This is a genomic window from Vibrio glycogenivorans, assembly GCF_051660965.1.
Lineage (GTDB): Bacteria > Pseudomonadota > Gammaproteobacteria > Enterobacterales > Vibrionaceae > Vibrio.
Map to the genome: position 1 here is coordinate 349,420 of NZ_JBPVIS010000003.1, position 15,928 is coordinate 365,347.

The window sequence follows — 15,928 nt, forward strand, 5'->3', positions numbered from 1 at the left end:
AATTATAGCCTGGATGTATGATAGTTATGTTAAAAGTTATCCTGCAATACCGCTTACTATCAAAACATATGACTAGTTAATTGCTTCTAGGTCCTGGGTATCTTCGGGTAAATTGCCGACTTTTGGCTTATCTAACTTAGGCACAAACGCAGAAATAACCGTACCTTTGGGCTGCACCTCATCGACCATGATCACTCCACCAGCGTTAGTGATATAGCGATTGCTCAGATATAACCCGACACCTTTTTGCTCATCCTCTTTGCTGCTCACACCGCGACTGAACATGGTCATGGCGAGCTCAGGATCAATACCACAACCGTTGTCTTTAACCTCTATCACCAACTCCTTGCCTTGATCGGTGATCAGTAGGCTAACGACTTTATTGCTGTCGGGGTTTTTTAGTGTCGCCTCAAAGGCATTATCAAGCAGATTACCCAGTACCGCACACAGCTCCTTAGTATCTAGTGCGCCGCTTTGCTCGCCCAACTGGCACTCGGGAGAAAAATGCAGATCCAAACCTAGCACCCTTGCCCTTGCCGCCTTACCTATCATGATCCCGGCGACTTGTTTGCAGTGAATTTTCTCGCTAACAAAGTCAACCGTCTCTTGATTTCGATGCTGTTCATTGTAGATAAGGCGCAGCGCGGCATGGCTATCACCCATCTCAATTAAACCACAGATGGTCGAGAGCTTGTTCTCATACTCATCACGCGCCGCGCGCAAACTATCGGTGTATTGCTTGGTTTGGGTCAGCTCTTCGGTCAGGAGTGACAGCTCCTCTTTCTTGCGCAAGCTCACCACCCAGCCGGTTAACACCCCTTGGTCATAAATCGCGACCCGATTGGCAATCATGACCTCACCATTAACTTTAATCAGTTCATTCTTCAGGTTCTCATCATAAGGGGCATGGAAGAAAAACTGGCTCTGATTCACGTAATCACCGATGTCTTTGCCTCTCAGCGCTCTAGGCGGTTTATCGGTACCAAGCATTTTTAACGCGGTAAAGTTGACGGTCAGTATTCGCCCTTGCTTATCGATGGCGATAATGCCTTCATACACCGAGCGCAAAATGGACTTACGCATATTGTAAGCAAAGGCAATTTCTGCAGGCTCTTTGCCGTTCATATTACGCTTAATATGGGTAGAGAATCCCCACCCTACAACCAGCGTAATAATGATCACCGCAACCACCCCGATACTTAGCGGCTGGGCATACTCCAATAACCATTGATCAAAGCGATCTATCAAGTAGCCAACCGACACCACACCGACAATCTCACCCTGCGGATCAATAATCGCCGCCTTACCACGTACGGACAGTCCTAGGCTACCTTCATTGAGTGAGGTATATGATTCTCCCCGCAGCAGGGCGCCCTCATTGTCACGCCCCTTCATCAGTTGCCCGACGCGCTCTGCAACTGGGTGAGAGAGACGCACGCCCCTGTCATCGCCAATCACAATAAAATTTGAGTCGGTCAGCTCGCGACGTCGCTCAACTAATTGATCAACTAACTCGGTGTCTTTGCGTTTCACCGCAGCAATCATTTGTGGATCAGTGGCAATTTCGCGGGCCTGGATCAGCGCCTTACTGCCGACTTGGTCTTGCAAAGCATCCATCGCCACAATATGCAGATTGACGCCAATAAAGCTCAGCTGTAGTGCTATGGAGACCAACACAAACAGAAAGATTTTATTGCGAAAAGATATCCGACTCTGGAGTCTATCCATAGCAGTTAAAGACTTTGCTAACATACGCGCCTCGCTTGCTGGTTACTTGATAAATAAAGTGGAAAAACGACAAAAAGGGAGGCAAGCCGCGCTCCCTGTTTTGCCTCGATTAATCACAATTAGCCGGCCAAGACATATTTGATCATCACCCCAGCGGCGACCGCAGATCCAATTACCCCAGCCACATTGGGTCCCATGGCATGCATCAATAAGAAGTTTTGGGGGTTAGCCTCCAAACCTATCTTATTCGATACCCGTGCTGCCATCGGCACAGCGGAAACCCCGGCCGAGCCAAGCAGTGGATTGACCTTATCGCTGAACAATCGATTCATCAGCTTGGCCATTAATAGCCCCGTGGCGGTGCCAACACAAAAGGCGACAATGCCAAGGGCTAAAATGCCCAATGTCTGGGGCTGCAAGAACTTATCCGCCATCAACTTAGACCCCACCGACAACCCAAGGAAGATCGTCACGATGTTGATCAACGCATTTTGCGCAGTGTCATTCAGTCTTTCCACCACCCCACACTCACGCATCAGGTTACCAAAACAGAACATGCCGAGCAGCGGCGTGGCCGAAGGCAAGAGCATGGCAATCAAAACCAGCAGCATCAGAGGAAAACAGACCTTCTCAATCTTGTTAACCTGGCGCAGCTGCTTCATCTCGATTTGACGCTCAGCCTGTGTGGTTAACGCACGCATAATCGGTGGTTGGATCATCGGCACCAGTGCCATATAGGAGTAGGCTGCAACCGCAATTGCCCCAAGCAGCTCCGGTGCTAACATGCTTGATACATAGATGGCGGTTGGGCCATCTGCCCCGCCAATGATACCGATGGCTGCGGCTTGCGCCACGCTGAAGTCCATGATGCCCAGTTGACTCAGGGCCAATGCACCCAGCACCGTGGCAAAGATACCAAACTGGGCCGCGGCGCCAAGGAGCAAGGTCTTCGGGTTGGCGAGCAAGGGACCAAAGTCGGTCATTGCCCCCACTCCCATAAAGATCACCAATGGCCCAACCCCCGATGCAATCGCCACACTGTAAAAGGTGTACAACATGCCATCAGAGTAGTTGTACTGTTGGGCTAATAGATGCAACTGCATCTTTTGCTCCGGGGTCGCCATCTCATAGGCATACTTGACCGCCTCAGGCGTACTGTCAGCAAGCTGCAATACCGAAGCGAACGAGGCCATCACCTCACCCTTGCCGGCATGGATGGCTGCCTCGACCGCACTGACCGCCAAGTTGGCATCCGGCAGGTTCGCTAAGATCCCACCCAGGCCAATTGGCACCAACAACAGCGGCTCAAACTGCTTAACAATCGCCAAGTAAAGCAGCCCCATCCCCACCAATATCATGATCGCCTGACCCAATTCTAGGTGCAGAAAACCAAAGTCTTGTATTAGCGCTAAAACACTATCCATGTTGGCTCCTTAAGCGAGCGCCAGTAAAGCGTCACCGACTTTAACCGCATCACCCTCGGCTACAGAAAGGTGCTCTACCTTGCCATCGCGAGCCGCCTTGATCTCCGTTTCCATTTTCATCGCCTCGAGGATCAGCAGGGTGTCGCCCTGTTTGACTTCCTGACCGGCCTTGGCGTGGATTTTCCAGATGTTTCCGGCCAAAGGTGCGGCAACAGTTTCAGTGTCTCCGGTTTGACTATCCTGACTTGGCGCAGCAGCCGAAGTCGCTTGTGGCGCAGCAGCAACTTTATCGCTCACCGCAAGCACCTCAGGGTCAGCACCTTCATTAATTTGCACCACATAGGCTTTGTTATTCACGTTCACTGTGTAAACGGCACTCTCAGCCACCGGTTTGGCCGGTACAGGCTCTGGCTGACTCTCTCTTGCACTTGGTACTGGCTCAAACGCTTCCGGGTTATTGCGATTTTCCAAGAACTTCCAAGCCACTTGATCAAATAGAGCAACAGTAAGCACATCGTCGATGGCATTGTCAGCCAATGTTACTCCTTTCTCTTTAGCTTGCGCTTTAACCTCTGACGTCAAGCTCTCCACCTCCGGCTCAATCAGATCGGCGGGACGACAGGTGATTGGCGCACCGCCCTCCAGTACGCGCTGCTGCAAATCAGGGTTGACTGCTGCGGGTGTTTCACCGTATTCGCCACGCAACACACCTGCGGTTTCTTTGGTAATGGTTTTGTAGCGCTCGCCCAGCATGACGTTGATCACCGCTTGGGTGCCCACGATCTGCGAGGTGGGCGTGACTAAGGGAATGTAACCCAAGTCTTGGCGCACTTTCGGGATCTCTTCTAGAACTTCATCAATGCGATCCAGCGCGTTTTGCTGCTTGAGTTGTCCTTCCATATTGGTCAGCATTCCGCCAGGGACTTGAGCCACCAAAATACGGGAGTCTGAACCCCGTTGCTGGCCCTCAAACGCATGATATTTCTTGCGAACTTCGCGGAAATAGGCTGCGATATTTTCGATTTTCTTAATATCCAGCCCAGTGTCTCTTGAGGTCCCTTTTAACGCTGCAACAATCGATTCAGTGGCTGGATGGCCATAGGTGCCACTCATTGAGGAGACCGCCGTATCGACACGATCCACACCCGCTTCGATCGCCTTTAATAGCGTCATATCAGCAATGCCTGCGGTAGAGTGGCAGTGAAGATGCAGCTCAACATCGAGTTTTTTCTTTAGCGTCGAAACCAGCTCATACGCTTCATATGGAGCCATCACCCCAGACATATCTTTAATTGCTATGGAATCCACGCCACACTCCACCAGCTGCTCAGCAACATCGAGCCATGACTGCATGGTGTGTACTGGACTGGTGGTGTAGCAAATCGTGCCCTGAGCGTGCGCGCCCTGCTTATTCACCGATTGAATGGCTTGCTTCATATTGCGCACGTCGTTTAGCGCATCAAACACGCGGAACACATCCATCCCATTGACGACAGCGCGCTCGACAAACTTATCCACCACATCATCGGCATAATGGCGATAGCCCAAAATGTTCTGCCCACGGAACAGCATCTGCTGCTTGGTATTTGGCATGGCCTGTTTTAACTCTCGTAAACGTTGCCAAGGATCTTCCCCTAGAAAACGAATACAAGAATCGAAAGTTGCACCGCCCCAAGACTCGAGTGACCAATAACCAATTTCATCTAACTTAGCGGCAATCGGCAGCATGTCATCAATACGCATGCGGGTGGCGAATAAAGACTGGTGGGCATCTCTGAGTACCACATCCGTGATACCAAGGGGTTTAACTGCTTTGGGCATAATTCATCCTTAATAATTTCAAGCTTGGTGGCCTAAATGGCTCTTGTTTAATTTTTGCTTGTGGTGATGAAGCGCGGCGCTAATGGCGGCAACAACGGCGTCATCCGATGTATCTATAGGAGGAGAAGTTGGCGAAGCTCGCGGGACTACGGGCTGGAGTCTCATTGCGATGGCGGATAGCAGACGGGTCGCTCCTACCATCAGAACAAGGAAGCTAAAGACAAACCCCATGCCGAGTGACATCAGGGTAATGCCTTCTAAAATTATTGGGCTCTCATTCATGATCATTCTCTGCACACTGTTCATTAATCGCTACCAGTCTAACTCTGATTATTCAATGAACTTCGTGAAGCACATCATTCAAATAGCGCCACAAAACTACTTAAATGGTGTTTATGAATTTAATAGAAATGCTACTAAAGATTATTTAAACAAGGGGTTTTGAGCATAAAAACCATTTAGTAAACAATTACCATCTAAAAGTGTTTTCCAACGCGCATTTTTAATTTAATTGCTCATTTAAAATACTGTCTAACCGGCTAGGAATGGAGGCGCCAATGTTCGATAACAAAAAATCCAAAGACCAATGCGATAGCGCTTGGCAACACACTAATAGACAAAATATCTGGGTATCTAAGTACCGTTTACCGCTACTGAAATTGACGACGTTTGTGCCCGAACACATGGCGAACAGTGAAGTTGCAGAAAAGATCTTCTCGCTCGCTTATCAAGAGATGCATCGCACACTCGAAAAGCACAACTATAAGGTGCTAGAAAGTGAATGTTTCCAGCACCTTAATGGACGTGGGCTATTAATGGTTATTTCTGGTGCAGCCTCGACGGAATTAAAAAGGGCTATGATCAAAATAGAAAACCAGCATGCACTTGGCGGCTTATTCAATTTTGATGTACTCAACAGAGAAGGCAAGATGATCACGCGTAAGGCTTCGGAACTGTCACCGCGCCGTTGTGTGTTATGTAATAATGCCGCTTCTTTTTGTGCCGCGGCTCATAAGCACTCGCCTGAAGCGATGGAGAATCAAATCGTCTCGATGTTGGGTAATTACCTCGTCTCGTTTGACGAGTCAAACAAAGAAGCCGTTGGTGCCTGACGCTAATATCTTATAGTTGTGGAGAAGTTCGCCTTCCCATTCGATATTCGTCCTGTTCGGTTGCCACACGCAAATATTCACAAAAGGTAAGGCATTACGCCTTACCTTTTTATTAACGAGGATAAATGTTCAACCCATTCTGCGAAAGCGATTAATCTGCCATTCACACCAAAAGGCTCGCTCGCCGAAAAGTTCCCCCGCTCCTGAGCGTCAAAACGTTCTCCACGATACCTGAAGTTGTGATCCCATCAATACATGCTACGTTATAACATAACAACACAAGCAACACTGCAGGCCAAAAATGCAATCCCCACTCCCCGACCTTCTTCCTGTCACCGTATTATCTGGCTTTCTCGGCGCAGGCAAAACTACCGTCCTAAGCCACATATTGAACAATCGTGACGGCCAAAAAGTCGCGGTTATTGTCAATGACATGAGTGAAGTTAATATTGATTCTGCCATCATCCAGCAAGAGGTGAGCCTCAATCACAGCCAGGAAAAGCTGGTTGAGATGAGTAATGGCTGTATCTGCTGCACGCTTCGAGAGGACTTACTGGTTGAAGTTGGCAAACTTGCTCAAGATGGGCGCTTTGATTATCTTCTTATCGAATCGACGGGGATTTCTGAGCCCCTTCCAGTAGCAGAAACCTTCACCTTTGCCGACGATAGGGGCGTATCCTTGTCTGATATTGCTCGCTTGGACACTATGGTTACCATCGTCGATGCGGTGAACTTTCTCGTCGACTATGAGCAAGCACAGTCACTCAGTGAGAAGGGTGAATCACTCGGTGAAGACGATCAGCGCAGCGTGGCAGATTTACTGGTTGATCAGGTCGAATTTGCCGACGTCATCTTGATTAGTAAAACCGATCTCGTTGAGCCTCACGATATCAGCAAGCTCACTGCGGTGCTCAAGACGCTCAATACCCGCGCCAAGATCATCCCAATCTCGGGAGGTGAGGTTGCCCTTGATGAAGTCCTCAACACGGGCCGATTTGATTTCGCCGAGGCGCAGCTCGCTCCAGGTTGGCTGCAAGAGATCCGTGGTGAACATATCCCAGAAACCGAGGAATATGGCATCGCTAGCTTCAACTTTAAAGCGCGTCGACCGTTTCATCCTGAGCGCTTTTTTCACTTTTTGCACAATACCGAAAACTACGGCAACTTAATTCGCTCAAAAGGGTATTTCTGGCTCGCATCACGCCCCGAATACGCGGGACAATGGAGTCAGGCGGGTGGCATTGCCCGATATGGATTTGCTGGCCTGTTCTGGAAAGCCGTGCCTGAATCGGAGTGGCCTACCGATGAGAATTATCTCAACTCTATCCAGCAACAGTGGGTAGAGCCTTACGGGGATATGCGCCAGGAGCTGGTGTTTATCGGTCAAGATCTCGATACCGAGCATTTTGTCCGGGCGCTAGAGGCCTGCTTATTGACTGATGACGAGATGGCGCTGGGCGAGTCCGTTTGGCGCCACTTCGAGGATCCATTTGCAGCATGGGAGGGAGAGGAATGACCATGATGATAATTGACAATCCGTCAGCACAGCTCCCAAAGGACGATATATTCAAGTCGGCGGCGATGGGCCAGCAACCCACAGCGCTGACTGATATCTACCATGACACGGTCAATATTGCCATCTGGCAGCGTCGTCTTGACACACCTATTCGCATCGCAGCTGAGCAGTTTACCACTATGCTGCCCCAGTTCGAAAAATCGATATCCACGTCTCCAGACACAGCCTATGAGGATCTCGTGTACGCTACTGATGGTAAGGCAGATACAGCGCTAATGCGTGATATGGCCCATCTTGTTGATATGTTTTGCTGCTTGTTCGAGCTAGACCAAGTTGGACTGCGTCTAGCCGTTCTAAGCGGAGCGATGTGCCCGCGCTTTCACGTGGATAATGTTCCTTGTCGGCTGGTCACCACCTATACGGGTGTGGCGATCGAGTGGCTGCAAAACTCAGCAGTGGATCGCGACAAGCTCGGGCATGGCAGTCAGGGTTTACCTGACCACAGCTCTGGTCTCTACCACTCACACGAGAGCATTAGTCAGCTTAATCAAGGCGACGTGGCCCTGCTTAAAGGTGAGCGCTGGGAAGGAAATGAGGGTGCAGGACTGGTGCATCGCTCACCGGTGGTCACTGACAGCAAACCACGGCTGCTGCTGACCTTAGATATGCGATAAACGATGATGACAATCGCCGAGTTACTATTGTGATTTAGACTAACGAGTTTTCTGCGCTAACTCGATAATTGCCTGTACATAGTGATTATCGATGGTGCTGTCTTTGGTCACGATATTAATCTCTTTACTGATGCCCTCCGCGCCCAGTCGTACTGACTCTACAGGCAATGTGTTTTTATACTCATCGGCGAGCCAAAGCGGCAGTGTTGTCACGCCTCGCCCTGCCGCCACCATCTGCAAAATCATATCGGTATCTTCTAGGGTTTTATGCCGTCGAGGCTGACACCCTGCCGGGGTCAAAAACTGCTGGTAAACATCAAGGCGGGCCTTTTCTATCGGGTAGGTGTAGAGGTTTTCCATCTCTAAGTCATGAGGCTGTATATGATCTTTTTGCGCAAGTGTATGCTCGCTCGATACCACTAATACCTGCTCATAAAGGAACACTGGAAAATGGGTCAGACCGGTGCGATGGATTGGGTCAGGGGTGATCAAGATATCGATTTCATTATTGAACAGCGCGGCGATCCCACCAAACTTAAAGCGCTGATTGATATCAATATCCACCTCCGGCCACTGAGCCAGAAAAGGGCGGATCACTTGCTGCAACCAGTGATAACAAGGATAGCACTCCATACCAATGCGCAGCGTACCCTTCTCACCACTCGCATACTGCATCAGGACTTGATCGACACGCTCCAACTGAGGCAGCAACTTCATCGCTTCACGCTGCAGATACACCCCCGCGGATGTCAGCTTAAGCACTCGCCCCTCTTTGGTCCACAAAGGTGTGCCAATTTGCTGCTCTAGTTTCTTAATACTATGCGTCAACGCAGATTGCGTCAGGTATAAACGCTTTGCCGCTGCCGTTAATGAACCTTCAGTCTCTATCGCGCGCAATATGCGTAAATGGATCCGTTCAATCATCCCTAACCTATGAACAAAACTAATCATTTGATTAATTTATACCATTATTTTTAATTAATCGACTCCATTAGTATTTTTCCAAACCAGACTAAAGGAGAAACGACATGGCCGTTATACACAATCTTGGATTTCCGCGCATCGGCGCAAAACGTGAGCTTAAATTTGCCCTAGAGAAGTTTTGGCGTGGTGAGACGGATGCACAAGCATTACATGACACTGCAAGCACCCTACGCAGCGAAAATTGGCAGGTACAAAGCGCCCTCGACCTCGCACCTGTTGGAGACTTCTCGCTCTACGACCATGTTCTCGATACCAGCTTTTTACTCGGTAATCTGCCACGGCGCGTGCGTGACCTTGAGGGTAGCGATCTGGACAACTACTTCCGCCTCGCGCGCGGTCGCTCGGCCAAGGATACGGCACAAAACCAGATTCATGCCGGCGAGATGACCAAGTGGTTTGACACCAACTACCACTACATCGTCCCCGAGGTAACTAAGGACACACACTTCTCACTGAATGCAAATAAGCTGATTGAGCAGCTAAAGGAGGCTCAGCAAAACCAAGTTAAGGCCAAGCCAGTCATTATTGGTCCAGTCACCTATTTGTGGCTGAGCAAAGCAAAAGATAACTCTGACCGCATACAGTTGCTTGATCAATTGATCCCGATTTATCTTGAGCTTCTAAACCAGCTTTCTCAAACAGGAGCAGAGTGGGTGCAAATTGACGAGCCAGTATTGGTGACTGAACTTGAGCCAAATTGGCAACAAGCGCTGACCAAAACCTACACAGCGCTGGCCACGAGCCAACCTAAACTGCTCGTCGCCACCTATTTTGGTACTCTGGCTGAAAACGTCGATATCGCCTGTTCATTACCCGTTGATGGACTGCACATCGATGCGATTCGTGCGCGGGAAGAAGTGGACACGGTAATCAGCAAACTGGCACAGGATAAGGTCCTGTCGCTTGGAGTGATCAATGGGCGCAATATCTGGAAAACCGATTTAACCGCGACCCTAGACTGGTTGGAGCCGATTGCCGAGCGACTTGGTGAAAGACTTTGGCTTGCCCCCTCATGTTCACTGCTGCATGTCCCGGTTGACCTTGAGAGTGAAGAAAAGCTCGATGCCGAGATCGTAAGCTGGCTCGCGTTTGCAAAACAGAAACTTAACGAGCTTGAGGTGCTCGGCAAAGCGCTAAAACAGGGTCGTAGCGCGGTTGCCAGTCAATTGGCAGAGAATGCTGATGCTCTCACAAGACGTGCGCAATCAATACGGGTACACAACCCTTCGGTAAAGCAAGCGCTTAAAGCGGTTAATGCCTCGCTAGGCAAGCGCCACTCTCCCTATGAGACGCGTGCTCAACTGCAAAAACAAACCTTGCCACTGCCGCTCTATCCGACGACGACAATAGGCTCTTTCCCACAAACCACCGAGATCCGCCAGGTACGCCGCGCCTATAAAAACCAGGCGATTTCGACCGAAGAATATACCGCCAAAATGAAGGCAGAGATTGAGTTTTCAGTTCGCCAACAAGAGCAGTTGGGGCTCGATGTCCTAGTGCATGGCGAGGCCGAGCGCAATGATATGGTCGAGTACTTTGGGGAGCAGCTTGAGGGCTATGCATTTAGCCAGTTTGGCTGGGTGCAATCGTACGGCTCGCGCTGCGTTAAGCCACCAATCCTATTTGGCGATATCAGCCGTCCACAAGCGATGACTGTTGACTGGACGCGCTATGCTCAATCGATCACCGATAAACCGATGAAGGGTATGTTGACCGGTCCTGTCACCATCTTGAACTGGTCGTTTGTTCGTGATGATCAACCTCGTAGCGAGTCATGCTTACAGCTGGCATTAGCTATTCGTCAAGAGGTTCAAGACCTCGAGCAAGCCGGAGTCAACATTATCCAGATTGATGAAGCGGCACTGCGCGAAGGTCTGCCTCTGCGCCAGTCGCAGTGGAAGGACTATCTCGACTGGACGGTAGAATCTTATCGTATTGCGGCTAACGGAGTGAGTGATAAAACCCAGATCCACACCCATATGTGTTACTCCGAATTCAATGACATTATTGAGGCCATCGCCGAGATGGATGCCGATGTGATCACGATTGAAACCTCGCGCTCAGATATGGACTTACTTGATGTGTTTGAGCAGTTTGATTATCCAAATGAGATTGGTCCCGGTGTTTATGATATTCACTCACCCAATATACCGGCGGTTGAACAGATGGTTTCTTTGATTAATAAAGCAGGACAACGTATTCCAGCCGAAAGATTGTGGATCAATCCAGACTGTGGATTGAAGACTCGTCAATGGGCTGAGGTGACGCCAGCATTGGCTAATATGGTTGAAGCAGCGAAGCTGTTGCGCGCACAAGGTGCAACAACTGCGTGATGAGCATATTCAGCGATATGCTTAAGCATGATTAATTAATCGTATCGCTGCGTTATTGATAATATGTTGACGGTCGCTCGTAGGGGTGATCGTCAATTCATTGATATGACTTTGCTCTAGAGACTAATGCTCCATTTGCAAGCGAGGAATACCCTTCTCTATCACTTTCTGGCGCTTAGTCTGATAGCTTGATTTCTCTTCGCGAAACAGTCCCTGTAGATATTGGTATGTACTCTCTGGGACAATTTGCTTGATCTCTTCCCAGCGCTTTTGAAACAGCAGATTACGCACTAATGAGGCCGAAATCGGTAGCTCCCCTTCCTCTTGACGAAGTATTTCAACCAACTCGATGGGGTCCGTTTCCAACGTTGGCGTGACTAACCACTGGCGCATCTGCTGATTGTAAAAACGGGTGACTTTACAAATCGGTTCAGTGCCCACGTAACGGTGCGTGATCCCCAATGCCGGAGCGATATAACTGCGATAAAGCTGAAGGTCAATCGCGGTGTGAGCGAAGTTAATCACCCCTTCATCTTTAAGAAAATAACTCGGAAAGGTGGCTCTTGAGATCATATAGTCTGAGCCCGGATGGACAATCACATTGCCGAAAGACTCAACCCCCACCTCAATCATCTTTAGTCTATCCGGGTAGGTAAAAAATGAACTATCTTCTTTGACCACAAACAGATGCACCCAGTCACATTCATTAGCGGCTTTCTCTACCAAGTAGCGATGACCAAGGGTAAAAGGATTGGCATTCATGACGATACTACCGATCTTCTGCCCCTCTTTACGCAGCCCAGCCAACTTGTTGCAATAACGGCGCAAACGGGTTTTGCTGTTTTCCATTAAGATCACGCGATCTTTTACCGAAGTTAATAAATAAAAACCAGCGGCATGAAACATCTGATAATTTTCAGGTTTAGTGTAGATAAATAAGTTGTAGCGCTGTAAGTCGTACGCCATGGTCACCAACTCTGTCAGTAACTTGGTGGACAAACCTTGACCTTGGTGTTGCTCGTCAATCGCAATCGATTTAAGCGTATTACCTGCCAACCCACCACACCCGACGATTTGATTATCTTGATAAGCAATGACAAACAGTTCGACATCAACGTCCACCCCCAAACCCATGCCATCTAGGAAGTGGCGCACGACCTCCATTTTCCGGCTACTGCCATTGGTGACCTTCTCAAACTGATACATTCCAAGCACGGCTGCGTCTCTTTCGCTGATCTCGAATTTATTATCCTAATTGCCCTCTAGCAAATACATGACACGCATCAAACCCATTAGTAGACTTTTATTACTCAATGGAGTTTATGAATTTATTTCTCTGGATTACGAAATTCTCGCGACGGTTTTGCGCTTACATAAATGCCCCAAAAAAAAGATTCATCGTGCCTCAGCACGATGAATCTTACACAACAGGCTCACACGAACAGACTTGATAACAGGAATTCAACCCATTCTGTGTACTACTCGAACCTCGAACCTCGAACCTAGAACCTAGAACCTAGAACCTAGAACCTAAGAGCTTAACACCAAGTTAAGCTCTTTGTTGTAACGAGGGTCTTGGTCGAATTTTAGGTAACGATAAACCTGATCTCGACTCTCCCTGAGTACTGCTACTGCTCGCTGGTACTCATCAACGGTTGGCAGGCGCCCCGCTACAGAGGCGATCACCGCAAGCTCTGCCGAGGCAAGGAATACTTGGGTATTAGTCCCAACCCGGTTAGGGAAGTTCCGCGTTGAGGTCGACACCACGGTCGTGCCCTCTGCTGCTCGGGCTTGGTTACCCATACACAAAGAGCATCCCGGCTCCTCCACCCGTGCGCCATAGCGGACATAGGTGTAGAAGCAGCCCTCTTGGCGCAGTTTCATCTCATCCATGATGGTGGGTGGTGCGAGCCAAAGCTTTGACTCGACGATCTTTGCTTGGTCCTCTAACAGTTGTGCGACGGCTCTAAAGTGACCAATATTGGTCATGCACGAGCCCACAAACACCTCCTCGATTTCCGTACCGGCTACTTCAGACAGCAGACGGGCATCATCGGGATCGTTCGGGCAACAGAGGATTGGCTCTGTGATCTCGTTAAGGTCAATCTCGATCACCGCCGCATATTCAGCATCCTCATCGGCTTTGAGTAAGCTTGGGCTTGCCAGCCATGTCTCAATTGCATCAACACGGTTTTTCAGCGCAGATCGATCGCCATAGCCACTATCGATCATCCAATTAAGCAGCGTCACGTTCGAGCGCATATTGTCAACCACCTTCTCCTCGGTCAGCGCTATTGCACATGCCGCTGATGAGCGCTCCGCTGAGGCGTCGGTAAGCTCAAACGCCTCATCCACACTCAAGTGCTCAAGCCCTTCGATTTCAATAATGCGCCCAGAGAAAACATTCTGCTTATTGGCTTTTTCAAGCGTTAGCAAGCCCTGCTGACGCGCCGCGTATGGGATGGCATGAACCAGATCACGCAAGGTGATCCCCGGTTGCATTTCACCGCTAAATTTCACCAATACCGATTCAGGCATATCGATTGGCATAGTGCCTGTTGCTGCGGCGTAGGCGACCAGCCCAGAGCCTGCTGGGAATGATATTCCTACCGGGAAACGTGTGTGACTGTCACCACCAGTCCCCAGCGTATCCGGGACCAGCATTCGATTGAGCCAAGAGTGAATCACACCGTCACCCGGGCGCAGGGCAATACCGCCTCTTTGATGAAAGAATTCCGGCAGGGTTTGATGCAATTTACTGTCGATCAAGCGTGGATAGGCTGATGTGTGGCAGAAGGACTGCATGACCAAGTCCGCACTAAAGCGGGTACAAGCGAGATCTTTTATCTCATCGCGCGTCATGCCACCAGTGGTATCTTGAGAGCCGACCGTTGCAACTTTCGGTGTGACAAAGGTGCCTGGTTTAACCCCATTCACGCCACACGCTTTGCCGACCATTTTCTGGGCGAGTGTGTATGCGCCTGACTGCTCATCGCCGGTATTGGCCTCAATCGGCAGGTCAAGCTCGCGACGAACGCGCTCAGTCAGCGACTGACCGATCAGATAAGGGATGCGCCCACCCGCGCGCACTTGATCAAGGATCGCATCGTGCTTGAGGTCGAAGCGCGTGATCTCAGCATCCGTCCCATTGCGACGGATCACTCCCTCGTAGGGGTAGATATCAATAATGTCACCGGTTTGCAGCAGGGATACGTCTACCTCAATTGGCAGGGCGCCCGAGTCTTCAAGCGTATTGAAAAAAATCGGCGCAATCTTTCCGCCGAGTACGACACCGCCGGCTTTTTTATTTGGCACAAAAGGGATCGGCTCACCGATATACCAAATTAGCGAGTTGGCGGCGGACTTGCGTGAGGAGCCTGTCCCAACAACATCACCAACAAAACAGATCGGATTGCCCTTAGATTTCAGCTCTTCAATCTGAGTCACAGGACCGGTTACCCCCTCTTTATCTGGCCAAACGCCATCACGGGGGTTTTTGTACATACTTTTTGCGTGCAGAGGAATATCGGGGCGAGACCAAGCGTCAGGGGCTGGAGAAAAATCATCGGTTGTACTCTCACCGACAACCTTGAATACCGTCATGGTGATCCGATCGGCAACAGGATCCTTACGTGTAAACCAATCCTTATTCGCCCAGCTATCCAGTACCTGCTTGGCGTAGTGATTTCCCTGCTGCGCAAGTGCGATAATCTCATCGGACTTATCGTAGACTAAGATCATGTTCTCGAGCTCATCCGCCGCCACCCAAGCCAACGCCTCGTTGTCGAGTAGTGCGATCAGTTTATCTACACAATAGCCACCCACCATACTGCCGAGCATCTTCGCAGCAACAATTGGTGTGATGCCGTGAACCTCAAGCGTATTCGTGGCAATCTGATATAGCTTATCTGACTTAAGTTGTGCCGCTTCATCCACTCCTGCCGGGGTTTGATAGCGGATTAGGTCAACTATCTCTTCAATCAGTGACTGATCCGTTTCACTCGATAAAAGGCTAAAACATGCCTCAACCTCAGCTAAGGTCAACGAAGGGCGCGCTACCCCCATCTCGGCGCGGTCGGCACATTTTTTTAGGTATTCTTGGTAGACTTCTTTCATACTCAACGCTTCCTGTCTGGTTTGTTAGCGTTAGTTTTTCTTATTTATCCACTATGGAACGTGACTGACCGCGCCAAGGTTTAAGAGATAAAAAGACAGTATGGGTTTTATGAACACAAACCATACGAAGGGGCGAGGTGCGGGGACGGGCATAGCCCTACGAGGGGCGAGTATTTTGGAGATCGTAGGGCAACTTGGAACGAGGCGTTTACTGAAGTGA

General features: G+C 49.7%; 11 protein-coding genes. 4 read left to right on the top strand and 7 right to left on the bottom strand.

The genetic code is table 11. The features are described from left to right. Nucleotides 1–72: 72 nt before the first annotated feature. The 4 genes from ACSTTG_RS09605 to ACSTTG_RS09620 all read right to left on the bottom strand — a co-directional run bounded on the left by ACSTTG_RS09605 (nt 73) and on the right by ACSTTG_RS09620 (nt 5,279). The gene (locus tag ACSTTG_RS09605; RefSeq protein WP_438474642.1) at nt 73–1,752 is read right to left on the bottom strand and encodes an ATP-binding protein; all 1,680 of its coding nucleotides are present in this window, start codon (nt 1,750–1,752) and stop codon (nt 73–75) included. A gap of 95 nt (nt 1,753–1,847) precedes the next feature. Beyond that, complete coding sequence (locus tag ACSTTG_RS09610) at nt 1,848–3,152, bottom strand: sodium ion-translocating decarboxylase subunit beta (protein ID WP_438474643.1); 1,305 nt, start codon at nt 3,150–3,152, stop codon at nt 1,848–1,850. 9 nt (nt 3,153–3,161) lie between these two features. Then, nucleotides 3,162–4,973: a sodium-extruding oxaloacetate decarboxylase subunit alpha gene (gene oadA / locus ACSTTG_RS09615; protein WP_438474644.1), complete on the bottom strand. Its 1,812-nt coding sequence runs from the start codon at nt 4,971–4,973 to the stop codon at nt 3,162–3,164. A gap of 18 nt (nt 4,974–4,991) precedes the next feature. Then, nucleotides 4,992–5,279 (bottom strand): OadG family protein, encoded by a 288-nt coding sequence (locus ACSTTG_RS09620; RefSeq protein WP_438474645.1) that lies wholly within the window; start codon nt 5,277–5,279, stop codon nt 4,992–4,994. A 251-nt stretch (nt 5,280–5,530) separates the two neighbouring features. On the opposite strand from ACSTTG_RS09620, the gene citX reads away from it, so the two are divergent. From citX to ACSTTG_RS09635, 3 genes are all read left to right on the top strand, one after another. Then, nucleotides 5,531–6,085, top strand: a complete 555-nt coding sequence (gene citX, locus ACSTTG_RS09625) for a citrate lyase holo-[acyl-carrier protein] synthase (protein ID WP_438458664.1) — start codon at nt 5,531–5,533, stop codon at nt 6,083–6,085. Between the two features lie 301 nt (nt 6,086–6,386). Then, a complete protein-coding gene (zigA, locus tag ACSTTG_RS09630) occupies nt 6,387–7,601 on the top strand; it encodes a zinc metallochaperone GTPase ZigA (RefSeq protein WP_438458663.1) in 1,215 nt (404 codons plus the stop codon). Between the two features lie 2 nt (nt 7,602–7,603). Continuing rightward, complete coding sequence (locus ACSTTG_RS09635; protein WP_438474794.1) at nt 7,604–8,275, top strand: DUF1826 domain-containing protein; 672 nt, start codon at nt 7,604–7,606, stop codon at nt 8,273–8,275. Between the two features lie 39 nt (nt 8,276–8,314). Here the strand turns inward: ACSTTG_RS09635 and ACSTTG_RS09640 are convergent, their stop codons facing one another. Continuing rightward, a complete protein-coding gene (locus tag ACSTTG_RS09640) occupies nt 8,315–9,199 on the bottom strand; it encodes a LysR family transcriptional regulator (RefSeq protein ID WP_438474646.1) in 885 nt (294 codons plus the stop codon). Between the two features lie 104 nt (nt 9,200–9,303). Here ACSTTG_RS09640 and metE point away from each other — a divergent pair, with 104 nt between their 5' ends. After that, entirely contained in the window at nt 9,304–11,592 is a 2,289-nt protein-coding gene (gene metE, locus ACSTTG_RS09645) for a 5-methyltetrahydropteroyltriglutamate--homocysteine S-methyltransferase (protein WP_438474647.1), read from the top strand. Between the two features lie 123 nt (nt 11,593–11,715). Here the strand turns inward: metE and citC are convergent, their stop codons facing one another. Next, complete coding sequence (gene citC, locus ACSTTG_RS09650) at nt 11,716–12,807, bottom strand: [citrate (pro-3S)-lyase] ligase (protein ID WP_438474648.1); 1,092 nt, start codon at nt 12,805–12,807, stop codon at nt 11,716–11,718. Nucleotides 12,808–13,122: 315 nt separating this feature from the next. Next, nucleotides 13,123–15,708 (bottom strand): bifunctional aconitate hydratase 2/2-methylisocitrate dehydratase, encoded by a 2,586-nt coding sequence (locus ACSTTG_RS09655; protein WP_438474649.1) that lies wholly within the window; start codon nt 15,706–15,708, stop codon nt 13,123–13,125. Nucleotides 15,709–15,928 lie beyond the last annotated feature (220 nt).

Excerpts from the sequence above, each read along its gene's own strand:
- ACSTTG_RS09605 (WP_438474642.1), bottom strand. The coding sequence starts at position 1,752 with ATGTTAGCAAAGTCTTTAACTGCTATGGATAGACTCCAGAGTCGGATA.
- ACSTTG_RS09610 (WP_438474643.1), bottom strand. The coding sequence starts at position 3,152 with ATGGATAGTGTTTTAGCGCTAATACAAGACTTTGGTTTTCTGCACCTA.
- oadA (WP_438474644.1), bottom strand. The coding sequence starts at position 4,973 with ATGCCCAAAGCAGTTAAACCCCTTGGTATCACGGATGTGGTACTCAGA.
- ACSTTG_RS09620 (WP_438474645.1), bottom strand. The coding sequence starts at position 5,279 with ATGAACAGTGTGCAGAGAATGATCATGAATGAGAGCCCAATAATTTTA.
- citX (WP_438458664.1), top strand. The coding sequence starts at position 5,531 with ATGTTCGATAACAAAAAATCCAAAGACCAATGCGATAGCGCTTGGCAA.
- zigA (WP_438458663.1), top strand. The coding sequence starts at position 6,387 with ATGCAATCCCCACTCCCCGACCTTCTTCCTGTCACCGTATTATCTGGC.
- ACSTTG_RS09635 (WP_438474794.1), top strand. The coding sequence starts at position 7,604 with ATGATGATAATTGACAATCCGTCAGCACAGCTCCCAAAGGACGATATA.
- ACSTTG_RS09640 (WP_438474646.1), bottom strand. The coding sequence starts at position 9,199 with ATGATTGAACGGATCCATTTACGCATATTGCGCGCGATAGAGACTGAA.
- metE (WP_438474647.1), top strand. The coding sequence starts at position 9,304 with ATGGCCGTTATACACAATCTTGGATTTCCGCGCATCGGCGCAAAACGT.
- ACSTTG_RS09655 (WP_438474649.1), bottom strand. The coding sequence starts at position 15,708 with ATGAAAGAAGTCTACCAAGAATACCTAAAAAAATGTGCCGACCGCGCC.